The 21,878-nt window shown below is 61.6% G+C and carries 20 protein-coding genes and 2 pseudogenes; 2 read left to right on the top strand and 20 right to left on the bottom strand.

All coding sequences use genetic code 11. From position 1 onward, the window contains the following. Nucleotides 1–55: 55 nt before the first annotated feature. The 3 genes from ACTG27_RS04380 to ACTG27_RS04370 form a co-directional block, all read right to left on the bottom strand. Complete coding sequence (locus ACTG27_RS04380; RefSeq protein ID WP_005333638.1) at nucleotides 56–1,720, bottom strand: AMP-binding protein; 1,665 nt, start codon at nucleotides 1,718–1,720, stop codon at nucleotides 56–58. 98 nt (nucleotides 1,721–1,818) lie between these two features. Further along, nucleotides 1,819–2,097 (bottom strand): YfcL family protein, encoded by a 279-nt coding sequence (locus ACTG27_RS04375; RefSeq protein WP_139740389.1) that lies wholly within the window; start codon nucleotides 2,095–2,097, stop codon nucleotides 1,819–1,821. Between the two features lie 99 nt (nucleotides 2,098–2,196). Beyond that, nucleotides 2,197–3,312: an ATP-NAD kinase family protein gene (locus ACTG27_RS04370; RefSeq protein WP_439979149.1), complete on the bottom strand. Its 1,116-nt coding sequence runs from the start codon at nucleotides 3,310–3,312 to the stop codon at nucleotides 2,197–2,199. Between the two features lie 120 nt (nucleotides 3,313–3,432). Here ACTG27_RS04370 and ACTG27_RS04365 point away from each other — a divergent pair, with 120 nt between their 5' ends. Further along, nucleotides 3,433–4,170: a TerC family protein gene (locus ACTG27_RS04365; RefSeq protein ID WP_042083356.1), complete on the top strand. Its 738-nt coding sequence runs from the start codon at nucleotides 3,433–3,435 to the stop codon at nucleotides 4,168–4,170. A 95-nt stretch (nucleotides 4,171–4,265) separates the two neighbouring features. On the opposite strand, the gene ACTG27_RS04360 is transcribed toward ACTG27_RS04365, so the two are convergent. The 17 genes and pseudogenes from ACTG27_RS04360 to pspA form a co-directional block, all read right to left on the bottom strand. Continuing rightward, complete coding sequence (locus tag ACTG27_RS04360; protein ID WP_139494227.1) at nucleotides 4,266–4,754, bottom strand: OmpA family protein; 489 nt, start codon at nucleotides 4,752–4,754, stop codon at nucleotides 4,266–4,268. 35 nt (nucleotides 4,755–4,789) lie between these two features. Then, on the bottom strand, nucleotides 4,790–6,019 hold the full coding sequence (locus tag ACTG27_RS04355; protein WP_058056947.1) for a diguanylate cyclase domain-containing protein: 1,230 nt from the start codon (nucleotides 6,017–6,019) through the stop codon (nucleotides 4,790–4,792). Next, nucleotides 6,016–6,573: a YfiR family protein gene (locus ACTG27_RS04350; RefSeq protein WP_005333646.1), complete on the bottom strand. Its 558-nt coding sequence runs from the start codon at nucleotides 6,571–6,573 to the stop codon at nucleotides 6,016–6,018. The genes ACTG27_RS04355 and ACTG27_RS04350 overlap by 4 nt, the downstream gene beginning before the upstream one ends. Before the next feature lie 189 nt (nucleotides 6,574–6,762). Continuing rightward, entirely contained in the window at nucleotides 6,763–8,310 is a 1,548-nt protein-coding gene (gene tyrR / locus ACTG27_RS04345; protein ID WP_005333656.1) for a transcriptional regulator TyrR, read from the bottom strand. 148 nt (nucleotides 8,311–8,458) lie between these two features. Beyond that, nucleotides 8,459–8,797, bottom strand: coding sequence for a 4a-hydroxytetrahydrobiopterin dehydratase (locus ACTG27_RS04340; protein ID WP_042052889.1), 339 nt, complete (start codon nucleotides 8,795–8,797; stop codon nucleotides 8,459–8,461). 63 nt (nucleotides 8,798–8,860) lie between these two features. Continuing rightward, nucleotides 8,861–9,655 (bottom strand): phenylalanine 4-monooxygenase, encoded by a 795-nt coding sequence (phhA, locus tag ACTG27_RS04335; RefSeq protein WP_439979148.1) that lies wholly within the window; start codon nucleotides 9,653–9,655, stop codon nucleotides 8,861–8,863. A gap of 152 nt (nucleotides 9,656–9,807) precedes the next feature. Next, a complete protein-coding gene (locus ACTG27_RS04330; protein ID WP_439979147.1) occupies nucleotides 9,808–11,238 on the bottom strand; it encodes a gamma-aminobutyraldehyde dehydrogenase in 1,431 nt (476 codons plus the stop codon). Between the two features lie 29 nt (nucleotides 11,239–11,267). After that, complete coding sequence (locus ACTG27_RS04325) at nucleotides 11,268–12,095, bottom strand: ABC transporter permease (protein ID WP_005352644.1); 828 nt, start codon at nucleotides 12,093–12,095, stop codon at nucleotides 11,268–11,270. Nucleotides 12,096–12,130: 35 nt separating this feature from the next. Then, nucleotides 12,131–13,098, bottom strand: a pseudogene (locus ACTG27_RS04320) (ABC transporter permease). Continuing rightward, nucleotides 13,095–14,108, bottom strand: coding sequence for an ABC transporter ATP-binding protein (locus ACTG27_RS04315; protein WP_439979146.1), 1,014 nt, complete (start codon nucleotides 14,106–14,108; stop codon nucleotides 13,095–13,097). Before ACTG27_RS04315 ends, ACTG27_RS04320 begins: the two are co-directional and overlap by 4 nt. A 143-nt stretch (nucleotides 14,109–14,251) precedes the next feature. Further along, the gene (locus ACTG27_RS04310) at nucleotides 14,252–15,397 is read right to left on the bottom strand and encodes an ABC transporter substrate-binding protein (RefSeq protein WP_421290292.1); all 1,146 of its coding nucleotides are present in this window, start codon (nucleotides 15,395–15,397) and stop codon (nucleotides 14,252–14,254) included. Nucleotides 15,398–15,594: 197 nt separating this feature from the next. Beyond that, complete coding sequence (locus ACTG27_RS04305; protein ID WP_005346246.1) at nucleotides 15,595–16,518, bottom strand: LysR family transcriptional regulator; 924 nt, start codon at nucleotides 16,516–16,518, stop codon at nucleotides 15,595–15,597. A gap of 190 nt (nucleotides 16,519–16,708) precedes the next feature. Next, the gene (locus tag ACTG27_RS04300; RefSeq protein WP_439979145.1) at nucleotides 16,709–17,740 is read right to left on the bottom strand and encodes a YcjF family protein; all 1,032 of its coding nucleotides are present in this window, start codon (nucleotides 17,738–17,740) and stop codon (nucleotides 16,709–16,711) included. Nucleotides 17,741–17,793: 53 nt separating this feature from the next. Then, nucleotides 17,794–19,200, bottom strand: a complete 1,407-nt coding sequence (locus tag ACTG27_RS04295; RefSeq protein WP_439979143.1) for a YcjX family protein — start codon at nucleotides 19,198–19,200, stop codon at nucleotides 17,794–17,796. Nucleotides 19,201–19,301: 101 nt separating this feature from the next. After that, the gene (gene pspC, locus ACTG27_RS04290) at nucleotides 19,302–19,706 is read right to left on the bottom strand and encodes an envelope stress response membrane protein PspC (RefSeq protein ID WP_005333670.1); all 405 of its coding nucleotides are present in this window, start codon (nucleotides 19,704–19,706) and stop codon (nucleotides 19,302–19,304) included. Next, nucleotides 19,703–19,939: an envelope stress response membrane protein PspB gene (gene pspB / locus ACTG27_RS04285; protein ID WP_005333672.1), complete on the bottom strand. Its 237-nt coding sequence runs from the start codon at nucleotides 19,937–19,939 to the stop codon at nucleotides 19,703–19,705. The genes pspC and pspB overlap by 4 nt, the downstream gene beginning before the upstream one ends. A gap of 3 nt (nucleotides 19,940–19,942) precedes the next feature. Then, the gene (pspA, locus tag ACTG27_RS04280) at nucleotides 19,943–20,629 is read right to left on the bottom strand and encodes a phage shock protein PspA (protein ID WP_179903744.1); all 687 of its coding nucleotides are present in this window, start codon (nucleotides 20,627–20,629) and stop codon (nucleotides 19,943–19,945) included. A 196-nt stretch (nucleotides 20,630–20,825) separates the two neighbouring features. Here pspA and pspF point away from each other — a divergent pair. Beyond that, nucleotides 20,826–21,852 (top strand): annotated as a pseudogene (gene pspF, locus ACTG27_RS04275) (phage shock protein operon transcriptional activator). Nucleotides 21,853–21,878 lie beyond the last annotated feature (26 nt).

Genomic DNA, 21,878 nt, shown 5'->3' with positions numbered 1-21,878 from the left:
CAACAACGGCCCATCAAGGGCCGTTGTTGTTTGTTGCACTATGGAAAGACGGGATTTACTCCTCCCACACCACCACCTGGGATGAGGGCCAGCGATCCCCGACCTGGGCGTACTTTTGCTCCAGCAGGTGACGCTTGATCTTCATGGTGGGGGTCAGCACGCCGTTCTCGATATTCCAGGGGGTTTTCACCACCAGAATGCCGCGAATTTTGGCATGAGATTCCAGCTGATCGTTGACCCGAACCCGCGCCGCTTCCAGTCTGGCGTTGACCTCCTCCCGATTGCCCTTCATGGCACTCTCGGCCAGCTGCACCAGTGCAATGGGCTGCGGCATGCCGTAACCAATCACGCAGAGCTGTTCGATAATGGGCTCCTGCCCCAGCAGTCCCTCGATGGGCACCGGCGCCACATACTTGCCCTTGGCGGTCTTGAACACATCCTTCATCCGGCCGGTGATGGTGAGATAACCCTCCTTGTCCAGCTTGCCCATGTCGCCGGTGTGGAGCCAACCCTCGGCATCGATGGCCTCGGCGCTGTGCTCGGGATCCTTGTAGTAACCCAGCATCATCCCTTCGCAGCGGCAGAGGATCTCCCCCTCGTCGGAGATCTTGATGGTCACCCCGATCCCCGCCTTGCCGACGGTGCCGATCTTGTCGGCGCGGAACGGGTAGTTGATGGTGGAGTAGGCGTGGTTCTCGGTCATACCCCAGGCTTCAGTCACCTTGAGGCCGATGCTCAGATACCACTCAAGCAGCGCAGGGGAGACTGGCGCAGAACCGCAGCCCAACACCCGGGCCTGATCCAGCCCAAGCCCCTTTTGCAGCTTGCGTTTGATAAGGCCGGAGATAAGCGGGATCTTGAGCAGCAACGCCAGTTTGTTCTGGGGCAGCTTCTCGTGGATCTTGATGCGGAACATGGCCCACAGCCGTGGCACCGAGATAAAGACGGTGGGACGGCAGCGTTTGACATCTTCGATAAAGGTGTCGAGAGATTCAGGGAACGCGATGGTAGCGCCGCCATAGAGACTGCCGCCGTAGATGTAGACCCGCTCGGTAATGTGGGCCAGCGGCAGGTAGGAGAAGCCCCGATCGGCCTGGCTCAGGCTCACCGTCTCCACCAGCTTCTCGCATGACCAGGCGTAACGCTCAACGCTCAGCATGGCCCCTTTCGGCTTGCCGGTACTGCCAGAGGTGTAGACCAGACTCAGCAGGGAGTCAGGGGCCTGCACCGGGCTGTCAGGGATCGGCTCGTGCGCCTCCAGCAGATCGTCCCACTGGTGGCTGGCCGGCATGGTGTCATAGGGGAAGGCGATGCGCAGCAGATCGGCGGGTACGCCCGCCTCCTGACTCTTCCAGTCATCCAGCTTGCCGACGAAAATCGCCTTGGCCTCGCTGTGGCGCAGCACATATTCGATGGTGTCGACGTTGGCAGTCGGGTAGATGGGCACGCTCACGTATTGCCCCATCTGCATCGCCAGATCGGCGATAAACCACTGGGCGCAATTCTTGGAGAGCAGCGCCACCTTGTCACCCGCCACCAGACCGAGGTGACGCAAGGCCGTCACCATCCGCCGCGCTTCATCGGCCACTTCACCCCAGGTGAAATCGACATATTCGCGGTTGATGGTTTGACGCAGGTAGGTTCGATCAGGACACTGCCGCTCCCAGTGATAGAGCATCTCGAGCGGCAGTTTATTGGCAATGCGTGAAGAGGAGGCCATAGTTTAATCCCTGAAACAAAAGGCGAAACTTATTATTAACCTTTCACTAACTTCAGGGGAAGGATAAACTCAAACTTCAGTTTGAATTGTGTATCCGATCAAGCTTCTGCGTCTTGTTGCAAACGAATCCACATCGCCTGCACCAGTTTTTCATCCTCTTCAGAAAGCTCACCTTGCAAGATCGCCTCGTTGAGGCTGCGCAGCACATAGCTCTTGACGTCCCGCACCAGGGTCTTGCCTTCCAGCTCGGCCCGGGCAACGGCCAATGAGATATGACCTCGCAGGTAACCCCCCGCAAACAGCTCATCGTCGGTCGCGGTGGCAACCATGCTGTCGATCAGTCCCAACAACTTGTGCTCAAAATCGTGAATCGTCATGTAACGCAGCCTCATTTGCGGCAAAAAATTCGGGGGTATGGAACCGCAATCCGGTTGATTGCAGCTCTCTGGCGCCAGGCCAGCAGCGTCCTTGGCGTCCTATTCCGGGTTGGCCACCGGGTAGATGACCTGATCCTTGTATCCCGTGGTTATTCGCAGATAACCACGCAACGCCCGGTTTAATTGCGGATCATCGGTGTCCACCAGCAGCGGCCTGCCCGCAAGGGCGGCAAGCTTGGCTTTGGTTGCCAACACCTGGATATTGTCCAGCCCGACACACCGAATCACCTCAGGACTCAATTGCTGATTTCCGCGCCCGAACAGATGTCCCTGTCCGCCGATCAGGGTAATGATCAGTCGGCAGCGACGGCCGCGGATCCGGGTCAGGATCTCGGCGGCGCTGAGATCCTGCCCGATAAGTCGGCTATTTTCCACCAGATCCACACCGAGCAAAGTATTTTCCAGACCGAGCTCTGTCATACAGGCTGCCACCGTGCTGCCGGAGCCCATCAGATAGAGGGTATCGGGCTCCATCTGCTCCACCACACCGGCGGCGAGATCCGCCAACACCAGCTCTTCGGACTCCTTGCCCCCCTGCTTGACCGCCTGTACGTAACGCAGATCGCCGGGCACCTTCAGCAGGCCGTAGTGGCGGGCCCGCACCTTGCCCGCGCGAAACGCCTCCTCGTCGATGTCGCGCACCTCGGCATCGATCAGGCTGAGCAGTTCCCCTGCGATCATCCGCGCCACCACCCGCCCGCTGGCGGCGGGCGTCACCCCGTAGACGCCGGAGTGGATCTTGCACCCCGCGGGGATGCCGAGCACATGGCAAGACTCCCCCACCGCGGCGCAGATATCCCGCGCCGTGCCATCGCCACCGGCAAACAGCAGCAGATCGACCCCGGCTTCGCGCATCAACCCGGCGGCGTGGCGGGTATCATCGGCCGAGGTGCTCTCCCCGGCCGGTTGATAGATGACCCGACAGGGCAACCCCAGCTCGCGGGCCACCGTCTCCCCCATCTCTCCTGCTACCGTCAGCAGTTCAAACGGGACGCTCAGCTCGCACAGTGGCAACAAGGCTTGCCGCGCCCGTTCCTGCGCCTTGGGCACAGCGCCACGGGCCAGCGCCTCGGCAACCACACCGTCACTGCCCTTGAGCCCCACTGCGCCGCCAATCCCGGCGACCGGATTAATGATGAACCCTAATCGAAACATGCTTGCCTCCCTTGCGATGGCCACCATTTTTATCTTTTCCCCCCTCTGGGACAAGCAGTGGCGCCCCTGCTAGAATGCGCTGCTTCAATTTTCCAACCAATTTTCAACCAAGGTTCAATCATGCTGGAATGGGTTCTTGATCCCTCTGCCTGGGTCGCACTCGCCACCCTTACCCTGCTCGAAATCGTGCTGGGCATCGACAACATCATCTTTATCTCCATCCTGGTAGGTCGCCTGCCGGAGGCGCAGCGTCAAAAAGCGCGCATTCTGGGTCTGGGGCTCGCCATGGGTACCCGGATCCTGCTGCTGCTCTCGCTGGCCTGGGTGATGCGCCTCACCGATCCGCTCTTCACCGTGCTGGGTGAAGCCATCTCCGGCCGCGATCTGATCCTGCTGCTGGGGGGCCTGTTCCTCATCGGCAAGAGTGCCCACGAGATCCACGTCACCCTGGAAGGGGCGGCCGAGCCGGAGAGCGTCAGCAAAGCGGCCTCGGGCTTTATCAGCACCCTGATCCAGATCGCCATCCTCGATATCGTGTTCAGCCTCGACTCGGTGATCACCGCGGTCGGCATGGCCGATCACGTGCCGGTGATGGTGCTGGCCATCATGATCGCCGTCTTCATCATGATGTTTGCCGCCAAATCCATCGGTGATTTCGTCGATAACCACCCCACCATCAAGATGCTGGCCCTCTCCTTCCTCACCCTGGTGGGCTTCGCCCTGATGGCCGAGGGGATGGACCTGCATATTCCGAAGGGCTACATCTACTTCGCCATGGCCTTCTCGCTGGTGGTAGAGATGATCAACATCCGCCTGCGCAGCCATCACGACAATAACGGGCAAAATAGCGCGCAGTAACCCTGCCCCACATACCCTCGCGACCCCAGCTGTCGCGATCAAAAAGAGCGCCGGTCGGGCGCTCTTTTTTTATGGGTAACGAAACGATGAAAGGGTTATTGATCGCTGATGACGATGGCAACCCGGCGGTTGGCGGCCCGGCCCTCTCTGGTCTTGTTATCCGCCAGCGGCATGGTCTCGCCACGGCCATGGATCTCCAGATTGGCTGGCTTCATGCCGACCGAGACCAGCACATCGGCCACCGACTGGGCCCGCTTCAGGGAGAGCTGCTGGTTGTAGCTGCTCTCGCCAGTATTATCGGTGTGGCCATCCACCCGCGCCTTGTCCAACCCTACGCCAAGCAGTGTTCTACCCAGTTTTTCAACGGATTGGCGAGTCTGGGGATTGAGCGCCCCCACGTTGTTGGCAAACAGCACCCGGTTGGCCAGATCCAGCGTCCACCCCTCATCGGTCAGATAAAAGCCCTGCTCCTTGAGCACGGCGATCTGCTCCGGGGTCAACCCCTTGGGCGCGCTCTGGCAACCGGCCAGCAGCGACAACATCAACCCCAGCAGGGTCACTTTCAACAGGTGGGTGATCTTCATGGTTTGCTCCTTGTTTATGTTGTTATTCTTGCCAGTCAGGCGATGGTTTGCTGTTCGCTGCGGCGCGCCCGTTTCGCCAGATACATGGCTGCATCGGCCTGATCACACAGCACGCTGGCACTCATGCCCGCCTGATAGACGGCGAAGCCGACACTCACCTCGGCCACCAGCTGACGACCGTCACGCAGCGCCACCGGTTCGCTCATCGCCTGCTGGATGCGGCCAATCACCTCTTCTACCTCATGCTGTCGCTGGAGTGGGCCAACCAGCACCGCAAACTCGTCACCACCGAGGCGAAACACCAGATCATCCGGACGCAACTGATGTTGCACCCGTCTTGAGAGCGCGATCAGCACATCGTCACCGGCGTTGTGCCCCAGCGTGTCATTAATTTGCTTGAAGCGATCGCAGTCGAGATAGAGCAGCGCAAACCCCTCTTGCTCGCCGAGGGAGATGGCCTGCGCGAGCCGCGCTTCAAACAGGGCGCGATTGGGCAGTCCGGTGAGGGCATCGTGAGTCGCCTGATGGAGCAGGCTGGCATTTTCGCGGGCCTGCTGGGCCTGCCAGGCTTGCAGCTCGTCCAGCAGGGAGTTGAAGTCATCCCCCAGCTCGTTAATCTCGACGATATCGGCCGGTGGTGCCCGCATCCCCAGGGTGCGCTGTCGGCGTACCGAGTGGGCGACAAGTGCCAGTTTGCGCAGCGGTGCGGTGATGGAGACCTGCATCCGGTCAGCCACATAGAGTGCCACCATGGCGCTCAGCATCAGGCAAACCACCATCACCAGCAGCGCCGAGAGCAAAAACAGCAACAGGTATTCACCGTGGCCGCGCAGCTCGATGGTGGCGATCTGCTCACCCCCCCGCAGCATGGGGAGTTTGACAGGCCCCGGCATCAGCAGTTGGGCCAGATAGTCTTCGAGCGTCACCAGCGGGTTGCTTCTGGGGCGCTCCCAACTGGCGAGCAGCTGGCCATTGGTCAGCACGATAGTGGCTTCGGCCACCTCTTCCTTGGCAACGATGCCGCTAAGTGCCTCGCTCGCCGCCTCCTCATCGTGGAACACCACCGCCGCCTCGGCGCTGTAGCTGATGGCGCGAGCTACCAGCTCCAGATTGTGGTCGGCGTAAAAACGCACTACCAGCAGGGCCACCAGAGTAAAAAAGAGTCCCGCCACGCTGACGGCTGTGATGGCGGCCACCAGATGGGTTCGCCCCAGGCTCTGACGCAGGGTCAGACGGCGGGGAGCAGCGCTCACCTGTCGTCTCATGGGACCCCCTTGTCGGCATGGGCCAGCTTGAGCACCGCGGGATGCACCCGCACGCCGCTCAGGGCCAAGGCATCGAGGTTCACTTTAAACCGCACCCGCACGCTGTCCGGCGAGGTCTGCAGGCAGAACACCGAGCTGGTGGAACAGTCGTGGTTGTATTCGCTGATGCTGAGCACTGGGTGTCCCTGCAGGCGGGCAAACAGCGCAATCCGGGTCGGTTCGTCGAGTACCCCCAGATAGAGCACATCGCAGTGATCGCTGATGGCCGGATCGCTCGCCTCGTAACGATGGACCTGCACGGTACGGCCATTGGCTTGACGATCGATGGTAAAGAGGGCGCCGGCATATTCGGTCGGCGCCGCCACACACATGCGCAGCACCGCAGGCTCGGTGGGCCAGCGGGTGTAACTCATGATATCGAGCACCAGCTCCCTGACCGCCGTCGCCCGGCTCTCTGCGGCTGTTTCCGCCAGCGCGCGGGGCAACAGCAAGCCAAACGCAACCAACAGGAGCGCCAGACGGGCAGTTAAACGGGGGGAAAAGAGTAACAGCATGATCGGGAGGTAGTCGCCTTGACAATACCGCTGCTATGGCATTGCGGTTCGGGTACATGAACCCAGATAGTAAGTTGGCTGACACTGGCCTGACAAGTCTCACCCCGCCATCATCTACCGAGTTCGTGTAAAGAAAACGGAGAGCCCGTCTGGTAACGGGCTCTCTGGTGGCAGGCAACAAGACGGAAATCACTTCTTGCTGATGCCGTATTCTCGCAGCTTGTTGGCGATGGCGGTATGCGACACGCCCAGGCGTTTGGCCAGCTGGCGCGTCGACGGGAAGGCGGGATAGAGCCGGGCCAGCAGCTGGCTCTCGAAGCGCTTCACCGCATCGTCGAGATTCCCCTCAAACCACTCGTCGATCAGCGGCATGGTATCGGCCGCCACCGGCAGATCGATCTGCTCGGGCCCCAGCTCATCCCCTTCCAGCAGGGTCATGGCGCGGTAGAGACAGTTGCGCAGCTGGCGCACGTTGCCCGGCCAGCGATAGGCGGTCAGGTAGTCGGCCATGTTGCGGGTAAAGCGCGGACGGGGTCGCTGCAACTCGCTGGCAAAGCGGGAGACAAACTGCTGGGCCAGCACCATGATGTCTGCCTTGCGCTCGCGCAGGGGTGGCAGCGCCAGACTGAGCACGTTGAGGCGATAGTAGAGATCCTCGCGGAAGGTTCCTTCGTGCACCAGATCCAGCAACTGCTTCTGGGTGGTGCAGATGAAACGCACGTTGACCTTCACCTCCTGCTCGTCACCGACCCGGCGGAACACCCCATCCTGCAGCACCCGCAAAAACTTGGTTTGCAGATGGGGAGACATGTCGCCGATCTCGTCCAGCATCAGGGTGCCGCCACTCGCCAGCTCCAGCACGCCGCGCTTGCCCTCGGTGTTGTTGCCAAAGGCACCGGGGGCATAACCAAACAGCTCGCTCTCGGCCACGTTATCGGGCATGGCGGCGCAGTTGAGGGCCATAAAGGGGTGGCTGGAGCGCAGGCTGGCCCCGTGACAGGCACGGGCCAGCAGCTCCTTGCCGGTGCCGGTCTCGCCGACGATCAGCAGCGGCGCGTCCTGCATCGCCAGTTTACGCGCTTGCGACAGCACCTCTTTCATCTTGGGACTCTCGGCCTGCAGATGCTCGAAGCCCCCCACTTCCACCGCATGGAGCGCGCTGAAGTGCAGGCCGACCCGACGGGCAGATTTGAGCACCACCACGGCACCGGCCAGCGCCTGCTTGCCGCGGGCTTCTGCCACGAACAGCGGCATCAGATCCGCCAGATACTCTTCGCCATTGAAACTGAGCTTGCAGGTCTGTGGCTTGATCTCGCTCGCCTCCAGCCAGCGGGTGAAGGAGAACCCCTTGACCAGCGAACCGAGCGCCACGCCGCGCACCTCCTCCACCGGCAAGCCGAGGGTGGTGAGGGCCGACTGGTTGGCCTGGGTCACCTTGCCCTTGCTGTCGAGGGAGAAGACCAGATCCGGCAGCGCCTTGAGCAGCGCCTCGATCTCGTGGTGCTCTCGCTCGGAAGGCATGTAGGGGATGGTCTTGACGTCGTAGACGCCGGGAATACGGCGGATCTCCGGCATCAGGTGCTGAAAATCACTGAACTCCAGCTCGGGAAAGTTGAGATAGATGATGCCTGAGGTATCGATTTCGATGCCGCGCAGATCGATATTGTGCTCCACCAAGCGGTCGAGCAGTTCCCGGGTCAGGCCCAGGCGGTCTTCACAGCTGACTTCAAGACGCATTCGGGACACACTTCCTAGCTAACTCTATGAATGAGCGGATAATACAGTCTCGATCCCCCCAGTGCGAGCGCCAGCCCATAAAAATGCGGGCCTGCCCCGCTTTCGCAGGCAGGCCCGGGTCAACCGATGACGCTGGTGTGGGGGGCGATTACCGGAGCAACTGATCGGTGCGCGCCGCCATGATGAAGTCGTTGCGATGCAAACCGCCGATCTTGTGCGTCCACCAGCTGACGGTCACCTTCCCCCACTCGGTCAGGATGGCCGGATGATGGAACTCCGCTTCCGCCAGCTCCCCCAGGCGGTTGGTAAAGGCCAGCGCCTCCTTGAAGTTGCGAAACGTAAATTCCCGCCGCAGTTGCAGCGCCCCCTCCTCCACCAGCGGCTGCCAGTCGGGAATAAGCTGCATCAGCTCGCGCAGCTCCTCATCGCTCACCTTGGGGGCATCGGCGCGACACGCTTCACACTGCTGGCTGGCCAGTTCGGACATGGGTTACTCCTGCTTGAATTAATGAAAAATTAATGAAAATGAAATAGGGTTGTGTGCTTTTGGTCAGCTCGCCTGTTTGCCAGCGGGAACCTCAAAGCGCGGCGGATAGAGGCCAAGCCGACTGGCCTCGGCCAGAGCAGCCATGATCTCCTCACCGGTCAGCTGGTAGAGATGATCGAGACTCGGCAGCACAAAATAGGTGGGCTGCATGATGTCGATGCGATACGGGGTGCGCAGCACAGTCAGTAGATCGAACGGTTGCAGCAGCGGTTTGCCACAGAGGGCATAGGCGGTCTCGCCGATGGAGGAGAGAATGCCGCCACCGTAGATACGCAGCCCGTCAGGCGTTGCCAAGAGGCCAAACTCCACGGTGAACCAGTAGAGCCGCGCCAGAAAAACCCGCTGCTCCTTGCTCGCCTGCTGCCCCAACTGACCGTATAGGTGGGTGAAGTGGGCAAAGGCCGGATTGGTCAGCATGGCGCAGTGGCCGAAGATCTCGTGAAAGATATCCGGCTCTTGCAGGTAGTCGAGCTCGTCCCGGCGCCGGATAAAGGTCGCCACCGGAAACTGGCGATTGGCCAGCAGGGCGAAGAAGCGATCGAACGAGATAAGCGCAGGCACCGCCGCCACCGACCAGCCGGTCGCAGGCTGCAAGACGGCGTTGATCTCGGCCAGCTGGGGGATGCGATCACGGGGCAGTCCCAGCCTGTCGAGACCGGCCAGATACTCGTTACACCCCTTGCCAGCAAGAGCGGCTAACTGACGTTCGATCAGGACCTGCCAGGTACCATGCTCCTCGTTGCTGTAGTGGATCACCCCGTCAGCATCCGGCTGGTGGGCGGTGTAGAAGGTTGCCATAGCGGTTCCATCCTCTGGCGCCACATCAGGCGCCTTGCCGTTTCATCACGGTTTCACTGTAACGAAATGGCAACAAAAAAAGCAGCCGACCCATGAGTCGGCAGCCGGAAACAGTTGTAAATAAATTGTGACAACCCGCTAACCAATCCCCACTACAGCTTGACCATGATATGGCGCGGCACCGTGTAATCCTCCAGCGCATAGAGGGAGAGATCCTTGCCGTAGCCCGACATCTTCATGCCGCCGTGGGGCATCTCGGAGGTGAGCATGAAGTGGGTGTTGATCCAGGTGCAGCCATATTGCAGGTGGCTGGCCACCTTGCTGGCGAGGCTCAAATCCCGGGTCCAGACCGACGAGGCGAGGCCATAGTCCGAGTCGTTGGCCCACTGCACCACCTGCTCGGCATCGTTGAAACGGGTCACCGACACCACGGGGCCAAACACCTCGCGGCGCACGATCTCATCCTCCTGCCGGGCCCCGACAATCAGGGTCGGCTCGAAGAAGAAGCCGTTGCCTGGACGGATCTTGCCTCCCGCAGTCACCTCCACATGACCGCTGCTCTGGGCCCGCTCGACAAAGCTGGCGACCCGGTTGCGCTGTCTGTCCGAAATAAGCGGCCCCATCTCGACCCCCTCCTCGTATTGGCTACCTACCTTGATGGAGGCCACCGCCTCGGTCATGGCGGCGACGAACTTGTCGTAGATCTTGCCCTGGGCATAGATACGGCAGGCGGCGGTGCAATCTTGCCCGGCATTGTAGAAACCGAAGGTGCGAATGCCCGCCACTACCGCCTCCAGATCCGCATCGTCGAAGATGATCACCGGTGCCTTGCCCCCCAACTCAAGGTGGGTACGCTTCATGGTGCGGGCGGCGCTCTGCAGGATCTTCTGACCGGTGGCGATATCGCCGGTGAGCGACACCATCCGCACCAGCGGGTGCTCCACCAGCGGAGCCCCCACACTCTCGCCCCGCCCGCAGATGACGTTGATAACGCCGCGGGGAAAGATCTCGCTGGCCAGCTCCGCCAAACGCAGCGCGGTGAGCGGGGTCTGTTCGGAGGGTTTGAGCACCACCGTATTGCCCGCCGCCAGCACCGGCGCCATCTTCCAGGCCGCCATCATCAGCGGGTAGTTCCAGGGGGCGATACTGCCCACAACACCTATGGGGTCGCGGCGGATCATGCTGGTGTGCCCCTCGAGATACTCCCCCGCCAGCGGCCCTTGCAGGCAGCGGGCCGCCCCAGCAAAAAAGCGGAAGCAATCCACCACCGCGGGCAGCTCGTCGTTGAGCACTGCCAGATAGGGTTTGCCGCAGTTGAGGGATTCGAGCGCCGCGAACTCCTCGGCGTGGCGCTCGATGAGATCCGCCAGACGCAGCAGCAGGTTGCTGCGCTGGGCCGGGGTGGTGCGGCTCCACTGGGCGAAGGCGCGCTGGGCACCGTTCACCGCCCGGTTCACCTGTTCGAACGAGGCTTCGGGTACGGCGGCGATCTGCTCGCCATTGGCCGGGTTGAGAATGGGTTCGGCCTGCCCCTCGCCGGTCACAAACTGGCCATCAATCAAGAGTTGGGTAGAGAGTTTCATGGTTGCATCCTTGCGCACGCGTTGAGTCATCATTTGCCACTGCCAGCGACATCATGGGTGTCGCGAGTGAGGTAGTAGGCAAGCAAAATAGGGATAGTGGTGAAGGCCACTATGATGAGGGCCACCACGTTGGTGACCGGCCTGTCTCGGGGACGGATCAGCTCCTGATACATCCAGATGGGCAGCGTGGTCTGCTGGCCCGCCGTGAAGGTAGTGACAATCACTTCGTCAAAGCTCAGGGCAAAGGCCAGCATGCCCCCCGCCAGCAGCGCCGTGGCCAGATTGGGCAGGATCACGTAGCGCAGGGTCTGGAAGCCGTCGGCCCCGAGATCCATCGACGCCTCGATGAGGCTCTGGTTGGTGCGGCGAAAACGGGCCAGCGCATTGTTGTAGACCACCACCACACAGAAGGTGGCGTGGCCGATAACGATGGTCCAGAAGCTGAACGGGATCTCCATCAGGCCGTAGGCCGAGCGCAGCGCGATACCGGTGACGATACCGGGCAGCGCGATGGGCAGCACCAGCAAGAGCGACACCACCTCCTGACCGAAGAAGCGGCTGCGGGCAATGGCCCCTGCCGCCAAGGTGCCGAGGATCATGGCTGCCAACGTCGCCAGCCCAGCGACCTCCAGCGACAGCTGTATGGCACGCCACACATCGGGGCGATTTAGGGTCACCTCGAACCATTTGAGGGTGAGCCCGGGGGGCGGAAACTGGTAACTCTTGCTCTCGCTGGTGAAGGCGTAGAGGAAGATAAACAGAATGGGAAAGTGCAGGAACAAGAGTCCACCGATGGCGGCGTACTTGAGCAGGCCCGAAGGGCGCTCTCCCTGACGGCTCACTGAGCTAGCTGACATGACGGCCTCCTTGCTGCCGGTTCAAATCGATAGGGTCAAAGCGCATCAAAGGCTCCTAACCGTTTCGCAATCGCCAGATAGATGGCGATGATAAGGATCGGCACCAGCGAGAAGGCGGCGGCAAAGGGCAGATTGCCCGCCGTTCCTGCTGCATGTAGACCACCTGACCGATATACATGGTCGAGTTGCCGATGATGCCGGGGATGATGTAATCACCGAGGGTCAGCGAGAAGGTGAAAATGGAGCCCGCCACCACACCGGGCAACGCCAGCGGCAGGATCAGGTTGCGAAAGGTCTGGGCGGGTGTCGCCCCCAGATCGCTGCTCGCCTCCAGCAGGGATCGCGGTATACGCTCCACCGCCGCCTGAATGGGCAGGATCATGAAGGGCAGCCAGACATAGACGAACACGATAAAGGTGCCGAGCCGCGAGAAGGAGAGCGACGGGCCACCGATCACCGGCAAGGAGAGGATGGCATCGAGCAGCCACTCCAGCCCCATGCTGTCTGCCAGCCAGCTCACCACCCCCTCTTTGGCCAAAATCAGCTTCCAGGCGTAGACCCGCACCAGATAGCTGGACCAGAGCGGCAGCATGATCCCTACATAGAACAGCGCCCGGGTCTTGCCACTGGTGTAGCGTGCCATGTAGTAGGCAACCGGAAAACCGAGCAGGGCGCAGGCCAGGGTCACCAGCAGCGACATGCCGACGGTGCGGCCGATCACATCCAGATTCTCCGGTCGCAGCAGGGCGACGAAGTTTTGCAGCCCAAGCTCGTGACGCACCTGACCGCTGAACTCGTCCAGCCCGAACAGGGAGTTGGAGAGCAACATCAGCAAGGAGCCGACATAGATGATCCCGAGCCACAGCAGCGGCGGCCCCAGCAGGATCGCCAGCAGCAGGCCGGGCCGACCATAGAGCAGGGTCGAGAGGCGCCGCAGCGGCCTGAAACGGGCAGGTTCGGGCTGATGGTTCATGGCAAGACTCGCACTGTGAGGGGCACTCATGGCTGCGCCCCCTGATGGGCGCCGCTCAGGCGATGGATGGCCTGCTCCGACCAGCTGAGGCTGACCCTGCTGCCACGGGCCAGACGGGCCTGCCCCTCATTGGGGTGGTTGACGATGATCTCGAGCTGCTCCCCGAGATCAACCCGATAACGGACGAAGGGACCCAGATACTCCACCTCGCGGATCTCCCCCGACCAGCCCGGCGTGCCCGCCTCAGCGAGCCGGATCCGCTCCGGGCGCACCATCATCTGGCTGCCGTCACCGCACAGCCGTCTGGCCTGCTCCCCTTCGAACAGATTGACGGTGCCAACGAAGCGGGCCACAAACGGCGTCGCCGGAGCGTCGTAGATGGTATCGGGCGCAGCGATCTGCTCGATCTTGCCCTGACTGAAGATGCAGATCCGGTCGCTCATGGAGAGCGCCTCCTGCTGATCGTGGGTGACGAAGATAAAGGTGATGCCCAGCTGGCGTTGCAGCGCCTTGAGCTCAAGCTGCATCTGCTCGCGCAGTTTGAGATCGAGGGCCCCCAGCGGCTCATCCAGCAGCAGGATGCGTGGCTGGTTGATGAGGGCCCGGGCGATGGCGATGCGCTGGCGCTGGCCGCCGGAGAGCTGGCTTGGGCGGCGCTTGCCGACCCCGGGCAGTCGCACCAGCTCCAGCATCTCGTCCACCTTGCGGTAACGCTGTGCCTTGGCGACCCCCTTGAGCATCAGGCCATAGCCGATGTTGTCGCGCACATCCATGTTGGGAAACAGGGCATAGTCCTGAAACACGGTATTGAGGTTGCGATCGTAGGGGGGTACGGTGGAGCAGGGTTCGCCAAACAGGCGGATCTCCCCGTCGCTCGGGTACTCGAAGCCCGCGATCATCCGCAGGCAAGTAGTCTTGCCGGAACCGCTCGGCCCCAGCAGGGTAAAGAATTCCCCGGAGGGGATCTGGAAAGAGATGTCGTCGACCGCCTTCACATCGCCATAGTGGCGACTGACCCGGTCAAATTGTACGGCGTTCATGGGGCGTCCTTGTCTGTACTGGGATGGGCCGGACTCCTGTCCGGCCCGCTTGATTATCCGCTCTCGGCAGTCGTGCAGAGGAGGCGCAGCGCCCCTGCCGTTGGCAAGGTGGCAGCGGTTCCGACCACCTTGCTCACCCCGCCTTAGCGGCCGCCCAGAATGGCGATATAGTCGGAAACCCAGCGGTAATAGGGCACGCAAGTTCCCTGGCTCTTGCACTGGGAAACCGGAGTGCGCCAGAAGCGAACCCGATCGAAGTTGTCGATACCGTTGGTTTTGCACCCGGTCGGGCCCAGCAGGGCATTGCCCTCACAGGCGGCAGGTACCACAGGCACCGAGCCAAACCAGGCTGCGAGATCCCCCTGCAGCTTGTTGCTCAGGGAGTGCTCCAGCCACTTGTAAGCGCAGGTGAGGTTCTTGGCATCGCTGTGCACCATGCTGGTATCGGCCCAACCGGTCACTCCCTCTTTGGGCACAGTGGTGGCGATGGGTTGCTTGTCGGCAATCAGGGCATTGGCCTGGAACGGCCAAGAGCCTGACGCGACCACCCCTTCGTTCTTGAAGTCATCGATTTGAACGAAAGCATCATGCCAGTAGCGTCCCACCAGCTGGCGCTGCTTGCGCAGTAGATCGAGGGAGGCCTTGTACTGATCCTCGTTCAGCTCGTAAGGATCCTTGATGCCCAGGGCAGGCTGATGGGTCATCAGATAGAGGGCGGCATCGGCGATGTGGATCGGGCCGTCAAAGGCCTGCACCCGCCCCTTGTTGGACTTTCCATCCGCCAGGGTCTGTTCCTCGAATACCACGTTCCAGGAGTCCGGTGCCTTGGGGAACACCTTGGTGTTGTACATCAGGATATTGCCGCCCCACTGGTAGGGCACGCCGTAGTGCTTGCCATCCACAGTGTGCCAGGGGGCATTTTGCAGCCGGGGATCAATCTTGCTGTAGCTCGGGATGAGCGCCAGATTGAGTGGCTGCACCTTGCCACCGGCAATCAGACGCAGACTGGCATCGCCGGAGGCGGTCACCAGATCGAAGCCCCCCTCGTTCATCAAGGCCACCATCTCGTCCGAGGTGGCCGCCGTCTTGACGCTCACCTTGCAGCCGGTCTCTTTCTCGAATCCGGTCACCCAGTCGTAGTTCTTGTCGGTCTCGCCACGCTCAACGTAGCCAGCCCAGGCCACGATATTGAGCTGGCCTTCACCCTTGCCGAGCTCGGTCGGGGCAGCCTGGGTCTGGCCTGCCAGCAGCGCCGGAACAAGAGCCAGCATCAGAGGGGTCAATTTCATCATGCACTCCTTGCATTGTGTTGACTTGCATCAGGTGAAGGAACGCCACCGCGGGCGTTAACATCCTGTTAACCAGCAATGAGCTTAGGGGAGTGACAATACGATGAATATTTCAATTTTTGATGGCTCAGGTATCAGCTAAATCGATATCGAGTGCAGATGAATCTGATTTTTGGTGGCTACCCCGCAAGAGATGGCTAGCGAGGGAGAGCCTGACGGGCCCGCAACCGGCTCTGATCCCGCGCAATATCGATAAATTCCCGCGCCGTCCAATCCAGCCGAGAACCACGGCGCCACACCAGCCCGATATCGATGGCGGGAATGGGCTCCTTGATGGGGCGCGCCTCGACCCGCTCCTGCTCCAGCGACCAGGGGCGATAGGCAAAATCGGGCAACAGGGCGACCCCGAGCTGGCTCGCCACCAGACTGCGCACCGCCTCCACCGACGCAGTGCGCAGCACGATACGGGGGGAGATGCCGTAGCGGCGCAGGCCGCCACCGATGATCTGATCGAGCTGATCGGCGGTCAGCGAGATCATCGGCTCCTCCCCCAGCGCGGTGAGCGAGAGGGTCGACTCGGCGCAGAGCGGGTGGTTGGCGGCAAGCCAGAGCCGCAGCGGCGAACGGGTCAGCAATTCGGTATCAAACGCCTCTTGCCGGATGGTGCGGTTGGTCATCAGGATCCCCACATCCACCTCGCCGTTGACGATCTGGTGCTCCAGAAAAGGCTGTTCATCCTCCTTCACCTCGATCTGTACCGCCGGAAAGGCACGGCGAAAGCGGCCAAGCGCCTCTGAGAGGTAGTAACCCGCCACCAATGTGGTCACGCCGATGGTGAGTCGCCCCTGATCCTGCTGGGCCACCGCTTTGAGGGAGTGGCTCGCCTCGGTCATGGCGCCGAGAATGCGGCGGGCGTGGAGCAAAAACTGGTGCCCCTGAGTGGTGAGGGTGACGCCGCGCGGATTGCGCTCGAATAGCGGGGCGCCGAGCTCGGTCTCCAGCTCGCGAATGGCGCTGGTGACCGCCGACTGGGAGATATGAAGCTCGGCTGCGGCACGGCTCACTGAAAAGCTGTCGGCCACGGCCACAAAATAACGGATCTGGCGAAAGGTAAAGTTCATCGGGCATCCTTGCCGATTGGTACGATGAGTGTGATTGGTAAGATTGACTGCCAGCTTAACCGTAAACGGGCGTCTCGCCAAAACCGGGCACTGCTGCCAACTCAATGATCTGCCGATTAAAACCATGCCCCTGCGGCTTGGCGAGCACGACAGGGGCATGGGTCATCGCAGCAAGGTGCAGACAGGGCTATCAGGATTTGTTGAGATACCCCGCCAACTGGCCGATCAGCCGCTTGCGCAGCTCACCCAGTTTCGGCTTCTCGTCAGCACACCATGGCAGCGGGCGGCACGCTTCGATGGTGCGCAGGCCAAGGCGAGCGGTGAGCAGCCCGGCCCCCACCCCTTGCGCCGCACGGGCAGAGAGCTTGGCGGCAAACTCGGCGCCCAGCAAGTCCATCCCCACCTCGGTCACCAGCTCGGTGGCACCGGCGTAGAGCATGTTGCGAAACACCTGACGGATCAGACGTATGCGGCTCCAGTAGCCAAGCTCGATGGCGTAGACATCGGCGATATCCTCGATCATCCGCAGGTTGCGCCACAGCATCAGCATCATGTCGACGGTAGCGAGCGGACTGAGCGCCACCAGCACAGCGGCCTCCCCCGACCATTTAGCCACCCGCGCCTGCGCCAGTTTGTCGCGCTCGGCGAGCACCAGCTGGCTATAGAGGGTCAGCACTTCCCGATCGCTGTGGCTCTCATCGAGCTGGGCCAGCCAGGTTTGATACCCCTCGCGCCCCTTGTCGCCACTTTTGACCGCCAACCCTTCGCAGAAGGCCTGCCCCTGCCCGACTCCCTGATGGGCCAGCAGATCTTCTGCTCGCGAGCGCACATCCTGACGCCGCTTGAGGGTGCGCAGCCGCAGCCACTCGCACCCCACCACGCTGGCGGTGCCCGCCGCCACCAGCGCCGAGGCCGCCAGCCAGGCGCTGCCCCAGAGCGGAGTGGTGAGAAACTGATCGTAAAGAAAGGCGCCATACTGGCCCAAGGAGAGCAGACCGACCGCCCCCAGCCCCCACGCCAGTAGTCGATGACGGCGACGCGGTTTGATGACGAGGGCACTCTCCACCTCGGTGAACTCGTCCAGCTCGTCGAGGCGCTCGAAGCTCGCCTCCTCCAGCCGCTGGGCCGGTGCGGGCGGGCGCTCGTCACTGGCCACCGTCAAGGCAGGCTCAAGGATCACCTTGCCCTGCAGCGGTGGCCGCTCTTTTATCTGATCGTTCATCGCATTGTTCTCCTGTGCGCAGCCTTCGGCTCAGGTGCCAAGACCGCACACCGTTATTCGAGGTGATCCCCGAGCAGAAACTCCAGCGCTGCATCGAGCCGGATATGGGGCAGCGCCTGATGGGCGCTCATGGGCATGGGGCGAAATGCCTGAAAATCAAAGCCCTGACTGTTCCACCACTGCGCAGGCGGAATATGGGGAGGCACCTCCCCGGGGAAGAGCAGCAGCGGCTCACCGCTCAGGCTGGTGCCGCGGATGGCGGGGAACTCGCGGCCATTGGCCACCCCCTTGCCCACCTCGGTCGCCTTGATGGCGGCGAGCGCCAAGCACTCAGTGGTGATCCCCTCAAAACGAGCCTGACCGCGACCGCTGCGTACCAGATGCTGGAGCAGGGAGACCATGGGCGCATGCTGTTCGGGGGTGACGTGATCGGCCTTGCTCGCCACAAACAGCAGCTTGTCGATACGGGGCGAAAAGAGTCGCCGCCACCAGTTGCTCTTGCCGTAGGCAAAGCTCTCCATGATGCGGGCGATGGCCTGCTGCATGTCGCCAAAGCTGGCCGCCCCGGCGTTGAGGGGCTGCAGGCAATCCACCAGCACGATCTGGCGATCAAAACCGGCAAAGTGCTGCTCGTAGAAGCCCTGCACCAGATGCTGTTTGTACTGCTCGAAGCGCTGCTTGAGAGTGGCGTAAAGAGTGCCATCGGCGGGCTCGCCGACAGGCATCTCCCACACCCAGGGGACAAATTGCAGCATGGGGGCACCGGCATACTCCCCCGGCAACACGAAGCGACCGGGTTGAATAAGGTGCAATCCCAGCTCCTGTTTGCAGGCATGCAGATAGGCGGTGTAGCGCTCGGCCAGCTCAGCCACCGGCCGCTCTTCGAAGCGCTGCTCTGCCTGCCACCCGGGGGTCAGCCAGCTGGCGGCGAGCGCTTGCAGCTCGGGGCGACGAAGCTGCTCGCGCACCTGTTCGCTCCACTGCTCGTAGCTCATCTCCAGCAGCGGCAAGTCGAGCAGCCACTCCCCGGGGTAGTCCACCAGATCCACGTAGAGGGTGGAGATCTCCCCCAGATGTTTGCGCAGGGGATGACGGGTGCGATAGCGGATTTCGAGGCGCACTTCGGCCACGCCTCGGGTGGGCTCGGGCCAGGCAGGTGGATCGCCAAACAGGGAGTCGAGGCCACGCTCGTAGGCAAAGGTGGGGATGTGGGCATTGAGCTGCGGCACCCGGCGGGCACCGAGGATGCGCCCCTGACGCAGGGCATCCCACAACGGCAAACGGCCGTCGATGGCCGCGTGTTCCAGCTGGTTGACCAGCGCCGTGATAAAGGCGGTTTTGCCGCTGCGAGAGAGGCCGGTCACCGCCAGCCGGATATGGCGATCCCGCACCCGGTTCACCACGTCGTTCGCCTTGTGTTGCAGGCGAGTCAACTTCTGTTCCAGTTTATTGAGTATCAAGACTTGATCCGTTCTCCCTTGGTGGTTGCATCTGGATAGCTGGTGTCGATGGTGGCGCATCACGGGAGGCGCCGCCATCGACATGGGTGCTTGAGCAAGCACTACAGCTTGCGAAATTCCCGCTGCAGGGTGAACTCCCTTGAGGTCACCAGCTTCTCGATCCGCTGAACTCTGGGCTCCAGCGCGTCAAGTTCCTGCGCGATGCGGCCCAGCGCCTGATGAGGGGTGATCCCCGCCTGCCAGCTGCGCGCTTTCATCCGCACCTCGGCAAAGTCGGCATCCTCTTGCGAATAGAGGGTGACCGGCTTTTTGTCGAGCAAGAACCAGGCGGCGATATAGGCGGTGAAGGTAATGAAACCGGCGAAGATAAGGCCACTGATGGCGAGCAGCCGCACGATCCAGGTCTCCACCCCGAAATACTCAGCCAAACCGGCACAGATCCCGGCTATCTTGCCACGCTGGGGATCGCGATAGAGGTTACGCCCTTCACGACTGACACTGCTCATACCTTGTTCCTCCAACCGGGTACTTCTGCATCCAGAATCGACTCCAGCGCCCCTACTCGCTCCTGCATCTTCTCGGTGCGAGCCAGCAGCCCTTGCAGTTGTTCCCGCTCGCTATCGGCAAGACCGGCGCCAATCCGCCCCTTGGCACGATAGTGCAGCACCAGCCAGATGGGAGCCACCACCACCATGAAGACCACCATGGGAACCATCAATACGCCCAGCAGATCTTCCATCTGTTACTCCCCCTGTTTGCCTTCGCTTTTGCTGTCGCCCTGACCCAGCTTCTGGCGCATGGCTTCCAACTCGCGGCTTATCTGATCGTCAACTTCCAACTCGGCAAACTGCTGCGCCAGCGCCTTGTCGGACTGTCCCAGATCGGCGCGCGCTTCCATTTCGTCGATGCGACGCTCCATCCGCTCAAACTTGCTCACCACCGCCTGGCTCTCGCCACGGGCTACCTGGCTCTGCACATTGAGACGGCTGCTGGCCGCTTCGGTGCGAATGGCCATCGCCTTTTGACGGGCGCGGGCATCTTCCAGCTTGGCTTCGAGCTGGCGGATCTCTTCACCCAGCTTCTCGATGCCGCTATCGACCGCCTGCTGCTCGCGGTAGAGGGTCTCTGACAACTCGGTCTGTTTCTTCTTCTCGATAAGGGCCGCGCGGGCCAGATCTTCACGCCCTTTGGTCAGGGCCAGCTCGGCCTTGGCTTGCCACTCGTCGACCCGCTCCTGATGACGGGCGACCTGACGGCCAATATCTTTCTGGCTGGCGAGGAAGCGGGCCAGATTGGAGCGCTCCTTGACCAGCTCGTCCTCCATCTCCTGGATGATCAGGCGCACCATCTTCTGGGGATCTTCTGCCTTGTCGAGCAGGGCCGTCAGGTTGGAATTGATGATGTCGGCCAGACGGGAAAAAATACTCATGATTGCACTCCTGTTATTGGCATGGCGTTGTTTTTCCATTGACAATGGCAACTTGTGTGCCAATCTGGAACAAAATTTAACTTGTTGATTTATATGGGGCAGAATAGCCGGATTGCAAGATGCCTCGCGCAAGTGATGATTAAAATCACCAACTTTTGGTAAGATTGACCAGCTTTTACAACTGACAGGGATCACTATGACCACGGCCACGGAAAGCCTGCTGGGGGAATCCAACGCATTTCTCGAGATCATTGAGCAGGCCTCACGGCTCGCCCCGCTGCGCAAACCCGTGCTGATCATCGGTGAGCGGGGGACGGGCAAGGAGCTGATCGCCCACCGCCTACATTATCTCTCGGCGCGCTGGGATCAAAGCTTTGTCACCATCAACTGCGCCACCCTGAGCGAGAGCCTGCTGGAGACCGAGCTGTTCGGTCACGAAGCGGGGTCGTTTACCGGTGCAGCCAAGCGCCATCAGGGCCGCTTCGAGCGGGCCGATGGCGGCACCCTCTTCCTCGACGAGCTGGCCACCACCAGCGCCCGGGTGCAGGAGAAGTTGCTGCGGGTCATCGAGTATGGCGAGTTCGAGCGGGTGGGTGGGGCCAAGCCCCTCAAGGTGGATGTGCGGCTGGTCTGCGCCACCAACGAGGATCTCCCTGCGCTGGCCGACAAGGGGCAGTTTCGCCACGATCTGCTCGACCGGCTCGCGTTTGATGTGATCACCCTCCCCCTTGCGGGAGCGGCGGGAAGATATCCTGATGCTGGCGGAGCACTTCGCCCACAGCATGACGCGGGAGCTGGGCTATCCGCTGTTTGCCGGTTTCTCGCGCAAGGCGACCCAGTTGCTGCTGGATTACCACTGGCCGGGCAATGTGAGAGAGCTGAAGAACGTGGTGGAGCGCAGTATCTATCGTCAAGGCAATCCCCAGCTGCCGCTCTCGACCCTGGTGCTCAACCCGTTTGATTCCCCCTGGCGACCACAGGTCACGCAACCTGCGCAAGAGGCCCGAAGCGAGGTACAATCTGCATCCCCCCTCGCCTTGCCGCTCGATCTCAAGCAGGCGGTGGCGGAGTACGAGATTAATTTACTCAAGCAAGCGATGCAGCAATCCCAGTATAATCAGCGCAAAGCCGCTCAACTGCTGGCCTTAAGCTATCACCAGTTCCGTGGCATGCTACGCAAATATCAGCTGCTGGATGGCGATAACGATGCAGAACAAGAGTGAAGGAGCGCGGTTGATGCCGACTCCAG

The organism is Aeromonas sp. 97A (genome assembly GCF_051919185.1).
Taxonomy (GTDB): Bacteria; Pseudomonadota; Gammaproteobacteria; order Enterobacterales; family Aeromonadaceae; genus Aeromonas; species Aeromonas veronii.
Note: the sequence above shows the minus strand (reverse complement) of the source record. Positions and strands in the feature narration are given on the sequence as shown.